Below are 16,137 nucleotides of genomic sequence, written 5' to 3'. Positions count from 1 at the left end.
GATATCACTTAATGCCGAAGCAAGGGGTTAACCGTGTTTGAATTTTTCGACGCATCGATGCTTGCGCGAATCCAGTTTGCCTTTACTGTGTCTTTTCACATCATTTTTCCTTCGTTTTCCATTGGCCTTGCCAGCTATCTGCTGGTGCTGGAGGCCCTGTGGTTGAAGACGGACAACCCCGTGTATCTGAACCTGTACAAATACTGGCTGCGGATATTTGCCGTGGCATTTGGCATGGGCGTGGTGTCCGGTCTGGTGATGTCCTACCAGTTCGGGACCAACTGGAGTGTATTTTCTGACAAGGCAGGGCCGGTCATTGGCCCGCTGCTTGCCTATGAAGTGCTGACAGCGTTTTTCCTTGAGGCGGGATTTCTGGGCATCATGCTGTTTGGCATGGAGCGCGTAGGTCGGCGGCTGCATTTCCTCGCCACAGCCATGGTCGCGTTTGGCACGCTGTTGTCAGCAACCTGGATCCTGTCGGTCAACAGCTGGATGCAAACGCCCACGGGCCATGCCATGAATGCGCTCGGGCAGTTTGTGCCCGAAGACTGGCTGGCGATAATCTTCAATCCCAGCTTTCCGTATCGCCTGGTCCACATGACGCTGGCTTCGTACCTGACCGTCTCGTTCGTGGTGGGTGGTGTTGGGGCGTGGCACCTGTTGCGGGACACGGCTAACCCGGAGGCGCGCAAGATGTTCTCAATGGCCATGTGGATGGCGACTTTCGTCGCACCGATGCAGATTTTTGCCGGCGACCTGCACGGTCTCAACACACTTGAGCATCAGCCCATCAAGGTAGCCGCCATGGAAGGGCATTGGCAGCGACAGACCGGTGCACCGTTTCTCCTGCTGGCCTGGCCTGATGCGGCGGCAGAGGAAAACACGTTTGAGCTCGGCATTCCCTACGCGTCTGCACTGGTGCTCACCCACGATATCAACGGTGAGACTCCGGGCCTGACTGACGTACCGGCAGCGGACAGGCCTCCGATCGGGATGGTGTTCTGGTCTTTCAGGGTCATGCTGTTGATTGGCACGCTGATGGCACTGATCGGCGTGTATTCCGCCTGGCTGCGCTTGCGTGGCCGACTGTACGACACGCGGTGGTTGCAGCGCGCTGCCGTGTGGATGGGCCCTTCCGGCTTTGTCGCTGTGTTGGCGGGTTGGATTGTAACTGAGGTCGGGCGGCAGCCCTTCACCGTGTATGGGCTTCTGCGCACCAGCGAATCCCTCGCACCTGTGGATGCACCTGCGGTAGCGGCCTCGCTGTTGGCCTTCATCGTCGTGTATTTCGCCCTGTTCGGGGCCGGTACCTATTACATTATTCGCATGATGCATGCACCGCCTGATGGTCAGGGGCCCGAGGCGGGGGCTCCGCTGCGTGCTGCGGGCACAACCCCCGTGGCCTCCCTGAAAACAGCTGCCAGCAAAGGAGGCGCCTGATATGTTGGATTTACCCGTGATCTGGGCCGGGCTGCTGGCCCTGGGCATCTTTATCTACGTGGCGCTGGATGGTTTCGATCTGGGAATTGGTCTGCTATTTCCATTCCTTGCCACGGACCAGGACCGGGATACTGCGATGAACACGGTTGCGCCGGTCTGGGACGGGAATGAGACCTGGCTGATCCTTGGCGGTGGCGGCCTGTTTGCCGCGTTCCCACTGGCCTACGCGGTTGTCATGCCCGCGTTGTACGCGCCATTTATCGTCATGTTGCTGGCACTGGTGTTTCGCGGCGTGGCGTTCGAATACCGCTGGCGCGACAAGGCGCATGAGCGGATATGGGACGCCAGCTTTGTCTTCGGTTCCGTCGTCGCAACCTTTATGCAGGGTGTTGTTCTGGGCGCATTTGTCCAGGGCATTGAAGTTGAAGGGCGCGCCTATGCCGGCGGCTGGTGGGACTGGTTGACCCCCTTTACACTCACGGTTGGTGTGGCGCTGTGTGCGGGTTACGCCCTTCTGGGGGCTGGCTGGCTGGTGTTGAAAACGGATGGAGCGCTGCGCCAGCAGGCGTACCGTCTGGTTAAAAGAGCCGCCATGGGCACGTTCTTCTTTGTCGGCGTGGTCAGTCTGTGGACGCCGTTTCTGTCTCCTGACATCTTTGCGCGCTGGTTCACATTGCCCCATTTTTATTGGTTGGCACCCGTGCCATTGCTCACGATCGGCATCGCGGGCCTCGTGGCCTGGGGCATCCAGCGGCAGCGGGATGCGGTGATCTACCCGGCGACCCTGGGGCTTCTGGGGCTGTGTTTTATCGGCCTCGGTGTAGGCTTCACACCCTATATTGTGCCCCGCGCGATTACCGTCCACGAAGCCGCTGCACCTGATTCCAGCCTGCTCTTCATGCTGGTGGGCGCAGTGATCATGTTGCCGCTCATACTCGGTTACACCGCGTATTCCTACTGGATTTTCCGCGGCAAAGTGCGTCATGGCGACGGAGGCTATCACTGATGCGCGACATTGAAACGCGGCCTGAAGAGGGCAGCCTGGGCAGAAAATGGGCCTGGTTTATAGGCCTCTGGCTCTGCGGTGTGCTGGTGGTGGGCACTGTATCGGCTCTGTTACGCTGGATTTTGCTGCCGTGAGCACACGGAAGAAGGAGGCAATGTGAATATGAGGCTTTGCGTGATGGTGTTTCTGGGTGCCTGCGTCGTACCCCTGGCAAGCGCTGCACAGAACACTGTGGAGGTCGCCGGGCGGTCGGCCGACGCGGCGCTGGATCAGGCCCGACTAACAGCGGGCTTTCAGGCGCTGGAGTCAGCGTGCTTCAGTTGTCATAGCCCTGATGCGTCTGCGGGAAACCGCGTGGCGCCGCCCATGGCGGCGATCAAGAAGCATTACATTCAGCCGGGAACCTCCTACGAGGCTTTCCGGGATCGTCTGGTGAGTTTCGTGCAGGATCCCTCCGCGGAGAATGCGCGCATGCCCGGTGCCATCGACCGGTTTGGCCTGATGCCCAAGATGCCTTTTGACCAGGTGATGGTGGAGGAGATTGCCTACTACATCTACCACAGTGCGTTGGAGGCCCCGGGCTGGTTCGAACAGCATTTTCAGGCCGAACAGCAGCAGCGTCGGCGCCTGGGGCAACCGACGCTGGTGACAGACGCGGATTACCTGCGCCGCGGCAGAGAGGTTGCGATGAGCGCCAAGTCGACTCTCGGCAGTAACCTCCAGCAGGCCATCAGCGCCGGCGGTCCGGTCGCGGCCATCGATTTCTGTCACGACAGTGCGATTCCGCTGACCGAGGGGGCTGCGGCGGAACAGGGCGTTGCGGTTCGACGCGTCAGTGATCGCCCACGCAACCCCGCGAATGCGGCCACTGCCGCGGAGCTGGCCTACATGGCAACGGCGCGGTCTGCGCTTGCGGCAGGCACCGAACCGGCACCCGCCGTGCAGCGAGTGAAGCAGGAGGTTGTGGCGTATTATCCAATCGTCACCAACGGCCTGTGTCTGCAATGTCACGGTAGGCCGGGAGTGGAGTTGCAGGCCGAGACACAGGCCGCGCTGCGGGCGCGTTACCCCGACGATCAGGCAGTCGGTTACGGGGTCAACGAGTTGCGCGGTATTTTTGTCGTGTCCATGCCAGCGCAGTAGCTAGGGGCGGGAATCGCGGGTGGCCTGGCCACCCGCAGGGGCTGCCGGTCTCAGTGCGTGTAGGCTCGGGGCAGCGATGTGGCGGTTGGCAGGTAGCGATCGCGCAGCTCCGTCTGCCGGCTGCGCATTGGCTGCAGGCGGCCGCCGAGGATCACCTGCTCGGCCGATTCCACCAGCTCCAGCGGGTCTCCACTCCAGAGTACCAGGTCGGCCGGGGCGCCGCGTTCGAGGCGGCCGCCGGGAAACCCGAATATCTCCGCCGGATTGCGTGTCAGTGCGGCCAGCGCGGCTTCGGGCCCGAGGCCATTGGCCGCGGCAACGCCGGCCAGCTGTCGCTGCTTGCGCGCATGGTGGGTGCCGGCGCCGGAAAAGCTGACTGTCACCCCAGCTGCGTGCAGCCTTGCGGCGTTGTCCAGCCGTGCGCCCAGCATGTCGAAACTGTCGGGCAGATTCTGCAGGGGATCCAGCAGCACCGGCACCTGCGCCTCGGCCAGGGCGTCTGCCACCATCCAGGCTTCGGCACCGCCTTCAATGACGGCGCGCAAACCGTGGCGCTCGGCAAACGCGATGACCTGCAGAATATCGCTGGCGCGATGTGCGCTGAACACCACGGTCCCGCTGCGCTGGAATGCGTGCAGCGCGGCGCGGCCTTCTCGGGTCAGCAGCGTGTGGTCGCCGTGACGCGGCGTCGATTCGCTCTCGGCGATGGCCTGTTCCAGCACCATCCATTGCGCGGCGCGTGAACCGCCAGCGAGAGTGGACGCGCTTTCGCCCAGCGCGATGAAGAGCACGGGCTCGCCAACGAAGCTCCGGTAGCCGCCGTCCAGAACCACGGTGCGTCCCTGGCCGCCGATGATCGACCCACCGGCCATTGCGCCGAGGAGGCTGTAGCCGAAGCCCTCGATGCGGGTAATCGGAATCGGGCTGGAGTGCGGGTTGTAGGCACTGACCACGTTGAATTCGGGGCGCATGGGTGGTGAGCCCACCTGAGTGACCGCGGAGTCTACAGAGGGCCAGACCATATCGATTTCGTTCAGCCCCAGCGCCGTGATGCCGGCAAACAGGGCGGGGGTCACTGGTCGTCCGGCGGCGTCGAGCTCGGTGCTGTCTGCGGGCGCCCGCAGATGATTGCCAAGTTCCGCAATGCGCCCGTCGCGAATCAGGATGTCCGTAGCGGGCAGCGTACCGGCATCGGTCATCGTGTGTACCAGGGCATTGCGAATCAGTAAGGTGTTGCCGGCGGCCGCGGCCTGGCAGCAGAGCAGCAGTGTGGCGACGATCCATTTGAATCCATTCATGGCTGCACCTCCTGCAGCTGCCCCAACTCAAAGTCGGACACCGGTTGCCGGGCGGGGTCCTTGCGGTCATACAGCAGGGCCCCATCGATGAACACCAGGTCTGCCTTGCTGTAGATACTGAAAGGGTTGTCGCTCCACACAACCACATCGGCCATCTTTCCCGGGGTCAGGCTGCCGGTCATGTGCTCAATACCCAGTGAGCGTGCGGCGTTGGAGGTGATCCAGGCAATCGCGTGTTCAGGAGCGATATCCATGCCGGCGCGGCGGCCCTTGCCCATGGCCTTGGCCGCCTCCTGGTTAAGCCGCTGGATACCTTCAGGAGAATCCGAGTGCACGATCGCGCACCCCCCCGGCGGGCGGTCCACCAGGGCGATGTTCTCCTGAATGCCGTCATAGGCTTCCATCTTGAAGCCCCACCAGTCGGCCCAGAGCGCGCCGCAGACCTGCTGCTGTGCCAGTTCGTCGGCAATCTTGTAGGCTTCGACAGCGTGGTGGAAGGTGCCGATGCGGTACTCGAACTCCTCGGCCAGGGCCAGGATGGTCATCATTTCATCCGCGCGGTAGCAGTGCATGTGGACAATGATCTCGCCCTGCAGCACCCCGGCCAGGGTTTCCAACTTGAGGTCGCGCAATGGTGCGGTCGCTTCCTCGTCACCGGCGGCGAGCTGCGCTTCGTAGCGAGCCCAACGATCGATATAGTCCTGCGCGGCGATCCACTCGGTGCGGTAGTGGGCGACGTTGCCCATGCGGGTGGAGGGCAGCTTGTTGCGCTGCCCATACACGCGTTTGGGGTTTTCGCCGCAGGCCATCTTCAGGCCATGGGGTGCCCCGGGGAACTTCATGCCCTGGTAGCTGGTGCTGTAGACATTCTTCAGCGTGACGCCCCGGCCGCCGAACAGGTTGGCCGAACCGGGAAGGATTTGCAGGGCAGTGACCCCGCCGGCGAGAGCCTTGCCGAAACCCGGGTCCTGCGGCCAGATACTGTGTTCGGCCCAGATGTTCGCGGTCACGGGGTCGCTCATTTCGTTGCCGTCCTGGTGTGCATCGACAGAGGGGCTGGGATAAACACCGAGGTGGGAATGCACGTCAATCAGCCCCGGTGTGATCCAGCGCCCAGAGGCATCGATTTCCCGGGTGCCGGGTGGGACATCACCGTTGCCTACCCAGGCGATTCTGCCGTTCTCGAGCAACAGATCGGTCTGTTCGAGCCGCTGCCCATCACCCGTGAGCAGGGTGGCGTTACGCAGTAGCGTGGGAGCTGAGATGAGCGGGGTGTAGGTGGAAGGGAAAGCGCTTTCTGCCTGCAGGGTGCCGCTGGCACCGAGCAAAAGCAGCGCTGCACAGGCCTGTTTCAGCATGCAGTGGGCTCCGGTTTGGCGAAAAGGTGCGCTTTTTACCAAACCGAAGACGAATATTCCAGTGTCAGTGGCGCTTTCTGTCTGCGGTGTTCAGTCCCGCTCGCGCCACACCGTGTGGTACACAACCAGCATCAACAACAACAGCAGCACGCAACCGCCAAGCACGGGTCGCGGACCGTAGATGGCTGCCGGCGTGCTGCCCAGCATGATGTGGGCCTCGCCGCTGAGCAGCGCTTCCTCAAACTGGGGGCTGCGCTGCAGGACCCTGCCCTGATGATCGATAATGGCGGACACACCGTTGTTGGTGCCGCGCAGCAGGTAGCGCCCGCTCTCCAGTGCACGCATGCGCGCCATCTGCAGGTGCTGCAGCGGGCCGATGGAGGCGCCGAACCAGCTGTCGTTGCTGATCGTCACCAGTACGTCCGCATTGCGTGCGCCCCGAGCGACGAGCCCTGGGTAGACGATTTCGTAGCAGATAAAGGGCGCCACCCGCACGCCATCCGCCAACAGCAGGCTCTGTCCCGGTGGCCCGGCGGAAAAACTCGACATGGGCATGTCGAAGAAGGCGATCAGGCCGCGCAGCCAGTGCTCCAGCGGCACGTATTCGCCGAAGGGCACCAGGCGCTGCTTGTGATAGACGCCGCTGCCGGCACCGAGTGCGACGATGCTGTTGAAGTAGTCTGTACTGCCCGGCTCCCGCCAGGGAATGCCGGTGATCAGGGTACTGTTGCGGCTGGCAAAGCCCGCGGCTACCGGATCCAGGTAGTCGCGGGCCTGCTGGTAGAAGCGTGGCAGTGCAGATTCCGGCCAGACCACAATGTCGTGGTCGGCCTGCGCCGCAATAGCGCTGCTGTACTGCTCCAGAATGCGCGGGTAATAACCCGGCTGCCACTTCAGCGCCTGCGGGATATTGGGCTGGTACAGCGCGACGCGCAGGGGTTGTTCGGTGGCGGGAACCACCCACTCCACACTGCCCAGCGTGCGCCCGCCGAGCCACAGGATGGCCACCACGGTGAGGTAGGTGAGCAGGCCTGCAGGCTTCGGGTTGCGCCAGGCCAGGAACAGGCAGGAACCGCTCACCGCCACCGCGAAGGACAGACCGTACACGCCCACCGCGGGCGCCCAGCCTGCCAGCCAGGTATCGATATGGCCGTAGCCCAGGTAAAGCCAGGGGAAGCCCGTCAGCAGCCAGCTGCGCAAGCCCTCGAACAGCACCCACAGCGCGCCGAAGCCGGCCAGCATGCCGCCGGGCAGGGGGCGCACCCAGCGCACGTAGCACCAGGCAAAGAGGCTGTGCAAAAGCGCGAGCCCGGCACAGAACAGCACCGTGAGAAAGACAGCGAGCGGTACGCTGGCATAACCGTAGACGTGAATGCTGACGTAAACCCAGGACACACCGCTGCCGAACAGGCCCAGGCCGAACAGCCAGCCGCGCCACAGGGCCTGGCGTGGCGTGCAGGTGCTGAGCAGGTAGCAGTAGAGCGCGCAACTGGCGATGCCCGCAGGCCACAGGTTGAAGGGGGCAAATGAGAGGGTGACGAGGCCGCCGGCCAGCAGTGTCAGCAGGGCTATCCAGGCCGGGCGCAGGCCGTGTTCAGGCATGGTTCAACTGCTCAGTGGCCGCATGCGCAGGCTGTGGATCTTGCGCTGGTCCGCGTTGATCACCTTGAATTCGAAGTTTTCGATGCAGGTGACCTCATTGCGCGCCGGCATGTGCCCGAACGCCTGTATCACCAGGCCGCCGATGGTGTCGAACTCTTCATCGCTGAAGGTCGTGCGGAAATGTTCGTTGAATTCCTCGATCGGGGTCAGCGCCTTGATGAAGTAGTCGCCGTCGTCGATGGTGCGAATGAAGTGGTCCTCGTCGACATCGGTTTCATCCTCGATATCGCCGACGATCTCCTCCAGCACGTCCTCAATGGTGACCAGGCCCGCAACGCCGCCGTACTCGTCGATCACGATAGCCATATGGTTGCGGTTCTCCCGGAACTCCCGCAGCAGCACGTTCAGTCGCTTGCTTTCCGGCACCACAACCGTGGGGCGCAGCAGCGTTTCCATGCGGAACTCGCTGTGATCCTTGTTGAGGATTTCCGGCAGCAGGTCCTTGGCCAGCAGTATGCCCTGGATGTCATCGGGGCTCTCGCCCACAACCGGGTAGCGTGAGTGGGCAGAGCGGATGATCTGCGGCAGGATCTCTTCCAGCGTCGAGTCTGCCTTGATCACCACCATCTGGGCGCGCGGAATCATGATGTCGCGGGCCTGCATGTCGCTGACCTTCATGGCGCCTTCCATGATGCTGCGCGCGTCCTGGTCGATCACTTCGTTTTCGGCGGCGATCGCAAGAACGCCCTCCAGATCGCGGCGATTGTGCGGCTCTGACGAGAACAGCAAGGCTATTTTCTCGAGCCAGGAGCGGTCTCCTGACTCGCTGCCAAATCGATCTTCGCTCATGGGGTTACGGGCTCCTCGGAGACGGTGTCTGGGTAGGGGCAGGGAAATCCAAGCGTGGCCAGGATGGCAGTTTCAAGGGCTTCCATTTCGGCGGCCTCGGCCGCTGCAATGTGGTCGTAGCCCAACAGGTGCAGCGCCCCATGTACCGCCATATGGGCCCAGTGCGCCTGCAGGGACTTGCCCTGCGCGGCGGCCTCCCGGGCTACCACCGGGGCACAGATCACGATGTCTCCGAGCAGTGCCAACCCCAACCCTTCCGGCAGGTCAGCGGGAAAGGAAAGCACGTTGGTCGGGCCCTGCTTGCCACGGTAGCTCTGGTTCAGGTGGGCCATTTCGTCTTCGCCCACCAGGCGCAGGCAAAGCTCCGGTGATGGGCTGGGCGCGCGGCCCTGGAGGGTGGTGTGCAGCCAGTTCCTTAAGTCGTCTTCCTCGGGAACCGGCTCGCTACAGGCCGTCTGGATGTCGATGTGGCTGTTCATGGCCGGGTCTTGTCGAGGGTGGTCGCCCTGTCCTCAAACGCGTCATAGGCCTCGACAATGCGCTGCACCATGGGGTGGCGCACCACGTCCTTGTTGCCGAACCAGGTGAAGCCGATGCCTTCGACCTCGGCGAGAATATTGCCCGCGTGGGTGAGTCCGGACTGGATGCCCTTGGGCAGGTCGATCTGCGTGGCATCGCCCGTAATCACGGCCGTGGAACCGAAGCCGATGCGGGTGAGGAACATCTTCATCTGTTCGCGGGTGGTGTTCTGCGCCTCGTCGAGAATGATGAAGGAGTTGTTCAGCGTGCGCCCGCGCATGAAGGCCAGCGGGGCCACTTCGATGATGTTGCGCTCGATAAACTTGTTGACGGTTTCGAAACCCAGCATCTCGTACAGGGCATCGTACAGGGGGCGCAGGTACGGATCGATCTTCTGGCTCAGGTCGCCGGGCAGAAAGCCGAGCTTCTCGCCGGCCTCTACGGCAGGGCGCACCAGCAGGATACGCCGCACACGCTCCTCCAGCAGGGCCTCCACAGCGCAGGCCACGGCGAGATAGGTCTTGCCGGTGCCCGCGGGGCCGATGCCGAAATTGATGTCGTGCTGCTTGATAGTGCGCACGTAACCCTGCTGGTTCTTGCCGCGGGGCTTCACCGATGCGCGCTTGGTGCGGATCACCTGAATGGCTTCGACGGGGGCACCACCGGGCTCTTCGCTGAGCACTTCAATGCCCGCCTGCTGCAATTGCAGGTGCAGTGACTCCGGACTCAGGCCCACGCCCTGGCAGAGCTCGGCGTAGAGGCTTTGCAGCAGTCGCTCGCCCGCGGTCACGGCGGCCGCTGGGCCGCTGAGCAGGAACTGGTTGCCGCGCGCGGCGATGCTGATGCCGAGACGGGACTCGATCTGGCGCAGATGGCCGTCGAACTGGCCGCAGAGCATGGCCAGATGGCGGGTGTCATTCGGTTCCAGGGTGAGGCTTGACTGTGTCGACTCGGGGGTCGGAGATTCGCTGTTCAAATCGCTCGCGGGCCGCTAGGGCATGTGATCATGGGGTTAAGGATATACGCCTTGGCCGACTAGTCAACCGCACGCATCCGGGGTGATTGTGCCAGCTGGCCGCGCAGGGAATTGGGCAAAGCATCGACAATCTCCAAATCGGCGAATTCGCCGATCAGGCTCTGGTCGGTGCAGTGGAAGTTCACAACACGGTTGTTTTCGGTGCGACCCTGCAGTTCACCGGGGTCTTTCTTCGAGACGCCCGTGACCAGAACCCGCTGCACTGTGCCGACCATGCGGCGGCTGATCGCCTGTGCTTCCTGCAGGATGCGCGCCTGCAGGATCTGCAGGCGCTGCTTCTTGACGCTTTCATCCGTGGTGTCCGGCAGCTCCGCCGCGGGGGTGCCGGGGCGCGCGCTGTAGACAAAACTGAACGAGGTATCGAACCCGATCTCCTCCACCAGCTTCATGGTGGCCGCAAAGTCGGTATCCGTCTCGCCGGGGAAGCCGATAATGAAGTCGGAAGAGATACTGATGTTCGGGCGTATGCGGCGCAAACGCCGAATCTTCGATTTGTACTCCAGCGCCGTGTGCCCGCGCTTCATGGCCATCAGGATGCGGTCCGAGCCACTTTGTACCGGCAGGTGCAGGTGGTCGACCAGCTGCGGGATCTCGGCATAGGCATCGATCAGGGCGTCGCTGAATTCCACCGGGTGTGAGGTGGTGTAGCGGATACGGTCGATCCCCGGAATGCGCGCCACCAGGTGCAGGAGTTCGGCGAAGTCCACGATCTCACCGAGGTGGTTGGCGCCCCGGTAGGCGTTCACATTCTGCCCCAGCAGGTTGACTTCGCGCACGCCCTCTCCCGCCAGGTGCGCCACTTCAGCGATCACGTCATCCACCGGGCGTGAGACTTCTTCCCCGCGGGTGTAGGGCACAACACAGAAGGTGCAGTACTTGCTGCAGCCTTCCATCACGGAAACAAAGGCCGTGGGCCCCTCGACACTGGGTTCCGGCAATCGATCGAATTTCTCGATTTCCGGGAAGCTGACGTCGACCACCAGCGTACCCCCCGGGCCGCGCTGCTCCATCATCTCCGGCAGGCGGTGCAGGGTCTGTGGCCCGAAGACCAGGTCGACATAGGGTGCGCGTTTGCCGATTTCGGCCCCTTCCTGACTGGCGACACAGCCACCCACCCCGATGATCAGGTCGGGGTTCTTCTGCTTCAGGTGTTTCCAGCGGCCGAGCTGGTGGAAGACCTTTTCCTGGGCTTTTTCACGGATCGAGCAGGTGTTGAGCAGCAGAACATCGGCGTCCTCGGGGTTGTCCGTCGGGGTCAGCCCATGGCTGGCCTGCAACAGATCGCGCATGCGCGCCGAGTCGTACTCGTTCATCTGGCAGCCGTGGGTCTTGATGTACAGCTTTTTGCTCACTGGGCCTCGTCGGCGCACCGCAGTGGGTGCCTCGCCGGTTGCTGGAAAAAGGGTGGGAATTATACAGAGTTGGCCGCGGGAAACATAGCATTGCGCGGATCCCGGTAGTGGTAATTTATGATGGGAGTGTTAACATTGCGCCCCCCCGGATTCCGCGCAACCCCAGCGGGACCGCCCGGCGCAACGCCCCACGAGGACAGCATGGCCAACCAACCGGTGTACAAGGTGATATTCCACAACGCCAACCAGGTGTTCGAGGTGTTCGCGCGCCAGATCTACCAGAGCGATATGTGGGGTTTCATCGAGATCGAGGAATTCGTCTTCGGCGAACGCTCGCAGATACTCGTAGACCCCGGCGAGGAGAAGCTCAAGCACGAGTTCAGCGGGGTCAAGCGCAGCTATATTCCGTTGCAGGCGATCATCCGCATCGATGAAGTCGACAAGGAAGGGACCGGCAAGATTTCCGAGGCCACGCCCGGCTCGCGCAGCAACGTGGCCACATTCCCCGTGCCCGGTATGCAGCCGCACCACAGCAGCGACGACTGACCTCGCCGGCGGGCGCGGAGCCCGCTGCTGCGGGCCCCCGCCGCCTTTCTTCAGCTATCCAGCCGCTGCTTGATCGAGGCGATTTTCACGCACAACACAAACACGTCCACGCTCGCCTGCACATCGTCCAGTGCCGGGAAACTCGGTGACAGACGGATATTGCTGTCTTCCGGGTCCTTGCCGTAGGGGAAGGTGGCGCCGGCCGGTGTCAGCTTGACTCCCACGTTGGCCGCAAGTTCGACGATTTTGGACGCAAGCCCCGGCAAAGTGTTGAACGATACGAAGTAGCCGCCCTGTGGCGTCGTCCAGTGGCCCATGCCACTGGCTCCCAGTTCGCGCTGCAGGGTGTCGAGCACCGCGTCAAAGCGTGGCTTGAGAATTGCCGCGTGCCCGGCCATGTGCGTGTGCAGCGTGGCCTCGTCCTGCAGGAAGCGCACATGACGCAACTGGTTCACTTTGTCGGGGCCGATGGTCTGGAAAGCCAGGTGTGCCTTGAAGGTGTTGAGATTGCGCTCGCTGGTGCCAAGGAATGCGACACCTGCACCGGCGAAGGTGATCTTGGACGTGGAGCCGAACTGGAAGATACCGTCCATGGTGCCGAACGCCCGCGCGTGGGTCGTGATGCTGTCCAGCGCAGGTGCGTCATCCTGCAGGGTGTGGACCGCATAGGCGTTGTCCCACATCACGACAAAGTCGTCTGACGCGGTTTGCGGCAGCCGTGCCAGACGTTTGACAGTGTCCGGGCTGTAGACGCAGCCGGTGGGGTTTGAGAAGCGGGGCACGCACCAGATGCCCTTGATGTCCGCATCAGTGCTGACCAGCGCCTCTACCTGGTCCATGTCCGGGCCGGAGTCCAGCAGGGGCACGGGGATCATCTCGATGCCCAGGTATTCACAGACGGAAAAGTGGCGATCGTAACCTGGTACCGGGCACAGGAACTTCACCTGGGCACGGTTGCCCCAGGCTGATTCGGCGCCTCGCAGACCCTCGCGCAGGGCAAAATCCATCACCTGGTACATCAGCGTCAGGCTGCTGTTGCCGCCGACCAGAGTCTCTTGCGGTGCTGTCCCCAGAACGTCGGCGAACAGCGCGCGCGCTTCGGGCAGGCCCTCCAGACCACCGTAGTTGCGGGCATCGGTGCCGTCCGCGGCCCGATAATTGCCCTGCAGAATGCCGTCCAGAGCGTCGGACAGTGCGACTTGCGCGGCGCTGGGTTTGCCCCGGGTCAGGTCGAGGTTCAGTTTCTTCGCTGCCAGTGCATCATACTGTTCATGCAGGTCGGCAAGCGCGGCGCGCAGTTCGGCTTCAGTGGCCTTTTCAATATGCACTGTGGACTCCTGTGTCGGACGTGCGGTAGACGGGTCGGGCTCAGCCGCCAAGTATACTCCGCGTGCCGGTCACTGAAAAATGCTGCGGGGTCAATCTCTTGAAATACGCGCCCGCGCGCCCATATCTGGCGGATACCCACAGCATTGGACACAGGCAGCCATGAGCAAGCCCCAGCAATTTGCCGAGGATGAGCGCGACGCGAACGCGTCGGGCAACCAGGCCCCGGCGGTGGCAAACGATATTCTCCCGGATACACTGTACGTGATTCCGGTACCGCAGCGACCCTTCTTTCCCGGGCAGATACAGCCGGTCGCGATCAATCCGCAGGAATGGGCCCCGACACTGGAGGCGATTGCCGCCGAGGGCCACGGGTTGGTGGGCCTCAGTTATGTTGACCAGCAGGGCCCGGACAGCGTGGGGCCCCGCCAGTTCCCCGAGATCGGCTGCGTCGCACGCCTGCACAGGCCGCCGGGCACCACCGGCCCCGGTCAGTTCCTGGTGCAGGGCGTGAAGCGCTTTCGCATCCTGCGCTGGCTCACCGACAAGGCGCCCTACCGGGTTCAGGTTGAATACCCGCGCAGCACGGGAGACCGCGACAGCGACGAAGTGAAGGCCTACGCGATGGCTCTGATCCAGCAGATCAAGGAGCTGTTGCCGCTCAACCCGCTGTACAGCGAAGAGCTTAAGCACTACATGGCAAACTTCAGTCCCAACCAGCCCAGCCTGCTGGCGGACTTCTCGGCTGCGCTCACGACGGCCAAGGGTGACCAGTTGCAGGAAATCCTCGACACGCTGCCCTTGCTGGCCCGCATGGAGAAGGTTCTGCTGCTGCTGCGCAAAGAGCGCGAAGTGGCCGAGATGCAGACCCGCATCACCAGCCAGGTCAATGAAAAAGTCTCCGAGCAGCAGCGGCAGTTCTTCCTGCGCGAGCAGCTGAAAGTCATCCAGAAGGAGCTTGGGTTGTCCAAGGACGACCGCAGCACCGACCTTGAGCTGTTCGAGGAGCGCATGGCGGCCCTCAAGCCACCAGAGCCCGTGCGTGCGCGCATCGCCGAGGAAATACACAAGCTATCGGTGCTGGAGACGGGGTCACCTGAATACGGCGTGACGCGCAATTACCTCGACTGGGCTACACAACTGCCCTGGGGTATCACCTCGGCGGACAAGCTGGAGCTTGCCCATGCTCGGGAGACACTGGACGCGCATCACGACGGGCTGGACGACGTGAAGCGGCGCATACTCGAGTTTCTCGCCGTCGGGGCATTCAAGGGCGAGATCAGCGGGTCCATTCTACTGCTGGTAGGGCCGCCCGGGGTGGGCAAAACCAGCATCGGGCGCTCCGTGGCAGACGCACTGGGGCGCGAATTCTACCGTTTCAGCCTGGGTGGCATGCGCGACGAAGCGGAAATCAAGGGCCACCGCCGCACCTATATCGGCGCCATGCCCGGCAAGTTTGTGCAGGCGCTGAAGGATGTGAAGGTGGCCAACCCGGTGATCATGCTCGACGAAATCGACAAGATCGGATCGTCGTTCCGGGGCGACCCCGCTTCGGCACTGCTCGAGGTGCTGGACCCGGAGCAGAACGCGGAGTTTCTGGACCATTACCTGGATATGCGGGTAGACCTGTCCAAGGTCCTGTTCATCTGCACCGCCAACCAGCTGGACAGCATTCCCGGGCCGCTGCTGGACCGGATGGAGGTGCTGCGGCTCGCGGGGTACATCGCCGAGGAGAAGCTGGCCATCGCGCGCAACCACCTGTGGCCGCGGCTGTTGCAGCGTCACGGTGTCAGCGCTGACCAGCTCAAGATCAACGACGCCGCGCTCAAGACCGTAATCGAGAGTTATTGCCGGGAGGCCGGTGTGCGCAACCTGGAAAAGCAGCTGGCGCGTATCATCCGCAAGTCCATCGTCAATCTGCTGGAGGGCGGTGAACAGCGCCTGCGCATCGGCAAGAAGGATATCGAAACACTGCTTGGCCAACCGGTGTTCCACAGCGAGAAGCTGCTGCGCGGCCCCGGTGTGGCTACCGGGCTGGCCTGGACCGCGATGGGCGGTGCAACCCTGGCGATTGAATCCTCCAAGGTGCACACCCTGAACAGGGGGTTCAAGCTCACCGGACGCCTGGGGGAGACCATGCGGGAATCCGCGGAGATTGCCTACAGCTATGTGGTGTCGCACCTGCGTGATTTCGACTGTGACTACGATTTCTTCGACACCAGCCTTGTGCATCTACACGTGCCGGAGGGTGCCACACCCAAGGATGGCCCCAGTGCGGGTATCACCATGGCGACGGCACTGATTTCCCTGGCGCGCGATGAGCGGATCAAGCGCCCGCTGGCGATGACCGGTGAGCTGACCCTGACGGGCCAGGTGCTGCCGGTGGGTGGCATCCGCGAGAAGGTGATTGCGGCGCGGCGCATGAAGATTCCGGAGTTGATTCTGCCCGCGGCCAACCGGCGTGATTTCGACGAGTTGCCGGCCTATTTGCGGGAAGGGCTGGAGGTGCGCTTTGCGCGCAACTACCGGGAGGTCTTTGAGTATGTGTTTCATGAGCATCGGTTAGAGAAGGCGTTGCATTGAGCACAGGGCTGGGCTGTGCTCTGGCTTCCGGGCTTCCGGGCTTCCGGGCTTCCGGGCTTCCGGGCTTCCGGGCTTCCGG

General features: G+C 62.9%; 14 protein-coding genes. 6 read left to right on the top strand and 8 right to left on the bottom strand.

Annotation, left to right across the window (positions count from 1 at the left end; all coding sequences use genetic code 11):
• Window positions 1-33: 33 nt before the first annotated feature.
• From AACZ17_RS08735 to AACZ17_RS08720, 4 genes are read left to right on the top strand one after another with little or no spacing between them, the layout of a single operon-like run.
• Complete coding sequence (locus tag AACZ17_RS08735; protein ID WP_290737507.1) at window positions 34-1,440, top strand: cytochrome ubiquinol oxidase subunit I; 1,407 nt, start codon at window positions 34-36, stop codon at window positions 1,438-1,440.
• A 1-nt stretch (window position 1,441) separates the two neighbouring features.
• Window positions 1,442-2,446: a cytochrome d ubiquinol oxidase subunit II gene (gene cydB, locus AACZ17_RS08730; RefSeq protein WP_290737504.1), complete on the top strand. Its 1,005-nt coding sequence runs from the start codon at window positions 1,442-1,444 to the stop codon at window positions 2,444-2,446.
• Window positions 2,446-2,580 carry a hypothetical protein gene (locus AACZ17_RS08725; RefSeq protein ID WP_339638142.1) on the top strand — a complete coding sequence of 45 codons (135 nt, stop codon included), beginning with the start codon at window positions 2,446-2,448 and terminating at the stop codon, window positions 2,578-2,580. The genes cydB and AACZ17_RS08725 overlap by 1 nt, the downstream gene beginning before the upstream one ends.
• Before the next feature lie 28 nt (window positions 2,581-2,608).
• Window positions 2,609-3,589 (top strand): DUF3365 domain-containing protein, encoded by a 981-nt coding sequence (locus AACZ17_RS08720; protein ID WP_290738009.1) that lies wholly within the window; start codon window positions 2,609-2,611, stop codon window positions 3,587-3,589.
• A 50-nt stretch (window positions 3,590-3,639) separates the two neighbouring features.
• On the opposite strand, the gene AACZ17_RS08715 is transcribed toward AACZ17_RS08720, so the two are convergent.
• From AACZ17_RS08715 to miaB, 7 genes are all read right to left on the bottom strand, one after another.
• A complete protein-coding gene (locus tag AACZ17_RS08715; RefSeq protein WP_290737501.1) occupies window positions 3,640-4,887 on the bottom strand; it encodes an amidohydrolase family protein in 1,248 nt (415 codons plus the stop codon).
• On the bottom strand, window positions 4,884-6,245 hold the full coding sequence (locus AACZ17_RS08710; protein ID WP_290737498.1) for an amidohydrolase: 1,362 nt from the start codon (window positions 6,243-6,245) through the stop codon (window positions 4,884-4,886). Before AACZ17_RS08710 ends, AACZ17_RS08715 begins: the two co-directional genes overlap by 4 nt.
• A 90-nt stretch (window positions 6,246-6,335) precedes the next feature.
• Window positions 6,336-7,847 carry an apolipoprotein N-acyltransferase gene (lnt, locus tag AACZ17_RS08705; RefSeq protein ID WP_290737495.1) on the bottom strand — a complete coding sequence of 504 codons (1,512 nt, stop codon included), beginning with the start codon at window positions 7,845-7,847 and terminating at the stop codon, window positions 6,336-6,338.
• A 3-nt stretch (window positions 7,848-7,850) separates the two neighbouring features.
• Window positions 7,851-8,696, bottom strand: a complete 846-nt coding sequence (locus AACZ17_RS08700) for a transporter associated domain-containing protein (RefSeq protein WP_290737492.1) — start codon at window positions 8,694-8,696, stop codon at window positions 7,851-7,853.
• On the bottom strand, window positions 8,693-9,175 hold the full coding sequence (gene ybeY, locus AACZ17_RS08695; protein ID WP_290737489.1) for an rRNA maturation RNase YbeY: 483 nt from the start codon (window positions 9,173-9,175) through the stop codon (window positions 8,693-8,695). Before ybeY ends, AACZ17_RS08700 begins: the two co-directional genes overlap by 4 nt.
• Window positions 9,172-10,191 carry a PhoH family protein gene (locus AACZ17_RS08690; RefSeq protein ID WP_290737486.1) on the bottom strand — a complete coding sequence of 340 codons (1,020 nt, stop codon included), beginning with the start codon at window positions 10,189-10,191 and terminating at the stop codon, window positions 9,172-9,174. Before AACZ17_RS08690 ends, ybeY begins: the two co-directional genes overlap by 4 nt.
• Before the next feature lie 59 nt (window positions 10,192-10,250).
• Window positions 10,251-11,603, bottom strand: coding sequence for a tRNA (N6-isopentenyl adenosine(37)-C2)-methylthiotransferase MiaB (gene miaB / locus AACZ17_RS08685; protein ID WP_290737483.1), 1,353 nt, complete (start codon window positions 11,601-11,603; stop codon window positions 10,251-10,253).
• A 201-nt stretch (window positions 11,604-11,804) separates the two neighbouring features.
• On the opposite strand from miaB, the gene AACZ17_RS08680 reads away from it, so the two are divergent.
• A complete protein-coding gene (locus tag AACZ17_RS08680) occupies window positions 11,805-12,149 on the top strand; it encodes a DUF1820 family protein (RefSeq protein WP_290737479.1) in 345 nt (114 codons plus the stop codon).
• Window positions 12,150-12,199: 50 nt separating this feature from the next.
• On the opposite strand, the gene AACZ17_RS08675 is transcribed toward AACZ17_RS08680, so the two are convergent.
• Window positions 12,200-13,477: an aminotransferase class I/II-fold pyridoxal phosphate-dependent enzyme gene (locus AACZ17_RS08675; RefSeq protein ID WP_290737476.1), complete on the bottom strand. Its 1,278-nt coding sequence runs from the start codon at window positions 13,475-13,477 to the stop codon at window positions 12,200-12,202.
• 160 nt (window positions 13,478-13,637) lie between these two features.
• Here AACZ17_RS08675 and lon point away from each other — a divergent pair, with 160 nt between their 5' ends.
• The gene (lon, locus tag AACZ17_RS08670; protein ID WP_290737473.1) at window positions 13,638-16,058 is read left to right on the top strand and encodes an endopeptidase La; all 2,421 of its coding nucleotides are present in this window, start codon (window positions 13,638-13,640) and stop codon (window positions 16,056-16,058) included.
• Window positions 16,059-16,137 lie beyond the last annotated feature (79 nt).

The sequence above is a fragment of the uncultured Haliea sp. genome (assembly GCF_963973825.1).
GTDB lineage: Bacteria > Pseudomonadota > Gammaproteobacteria > Pseudomonadales > Halieaceae > Haliea.
Note: the sequence above shows the minus strand (reverse complement) of the source record. Positions and strands in the feature narration are given on the sequence as shown.

Coding starts and splice junctions, on each gene's coding strand:
- cydB (WP_290737504.1), top strand. CDS start 1,442: ATGTTGGATTTACCCGTGATCTGGGCCGGGCTGCTGGCCCTGGGCATC.
- AACZ17_RS08725 (WP_339638142.1), top strand. CDS start 2,446: ATGCGCGACATTGAAACGCGGCCTGAAGAGGGCAGCCTGGGCAGAAAA.
- AACZ17_RS08720 (WP_290738009.1), top strand. CDS start 2,609: ATGAGGCTTTGCGTGATGGTGTTTCTGGGTGCCTGCGTCGTACCCCTG.
- AACZ17_RS08715 (WP_290737501.1), bottom strand. CDS start 4,887: ATGAATGGATTCAAATGGATCGTCGCCACACTGCTGCTCTGCTGCCAG.
- AACZ17_RS08710 (WP_290737498.1), bottom strand. CDS start 6,245: ATGCTGAAACAGGCCTGTGCAGCGCTGCTTTTGCTCGGTGCCAGCGGC.
- lnt (WP_290737495.1), bottom strand. CDS start 7,847: ATGCCTGAACACGGCCTGCGCCCGGCCTGGATAGCCCTGCTGACACTG.
- AACZ17_RS08700 (WP_290737492.1), bottom strand. CDS start 8,696: ATGAGCGAAGATCGATTTGGCAGCGAGTCAGGAGACCGCTCCTGGCTC.
- ybeY (WP_290737489.1), bottom strand. CDS start 9,175: ATGAACAGCCACATCGACATCCAGACGGCCTGTAGCGAGCCGGTTCCC.
- AACZ17_RS08680 (WP_290737479.1), top strand. CDS start 11,805: ATGGCCAACCAACCGGTGTACAAGGTGATATTCCACAACGCCAACCAG.
- lon (WP_290737473.1), top strand. CDS start 13,638: ATGAGCAAGCCCCAGCAATTTGCCGAGGATGAGCGCGACGCGAACGCG.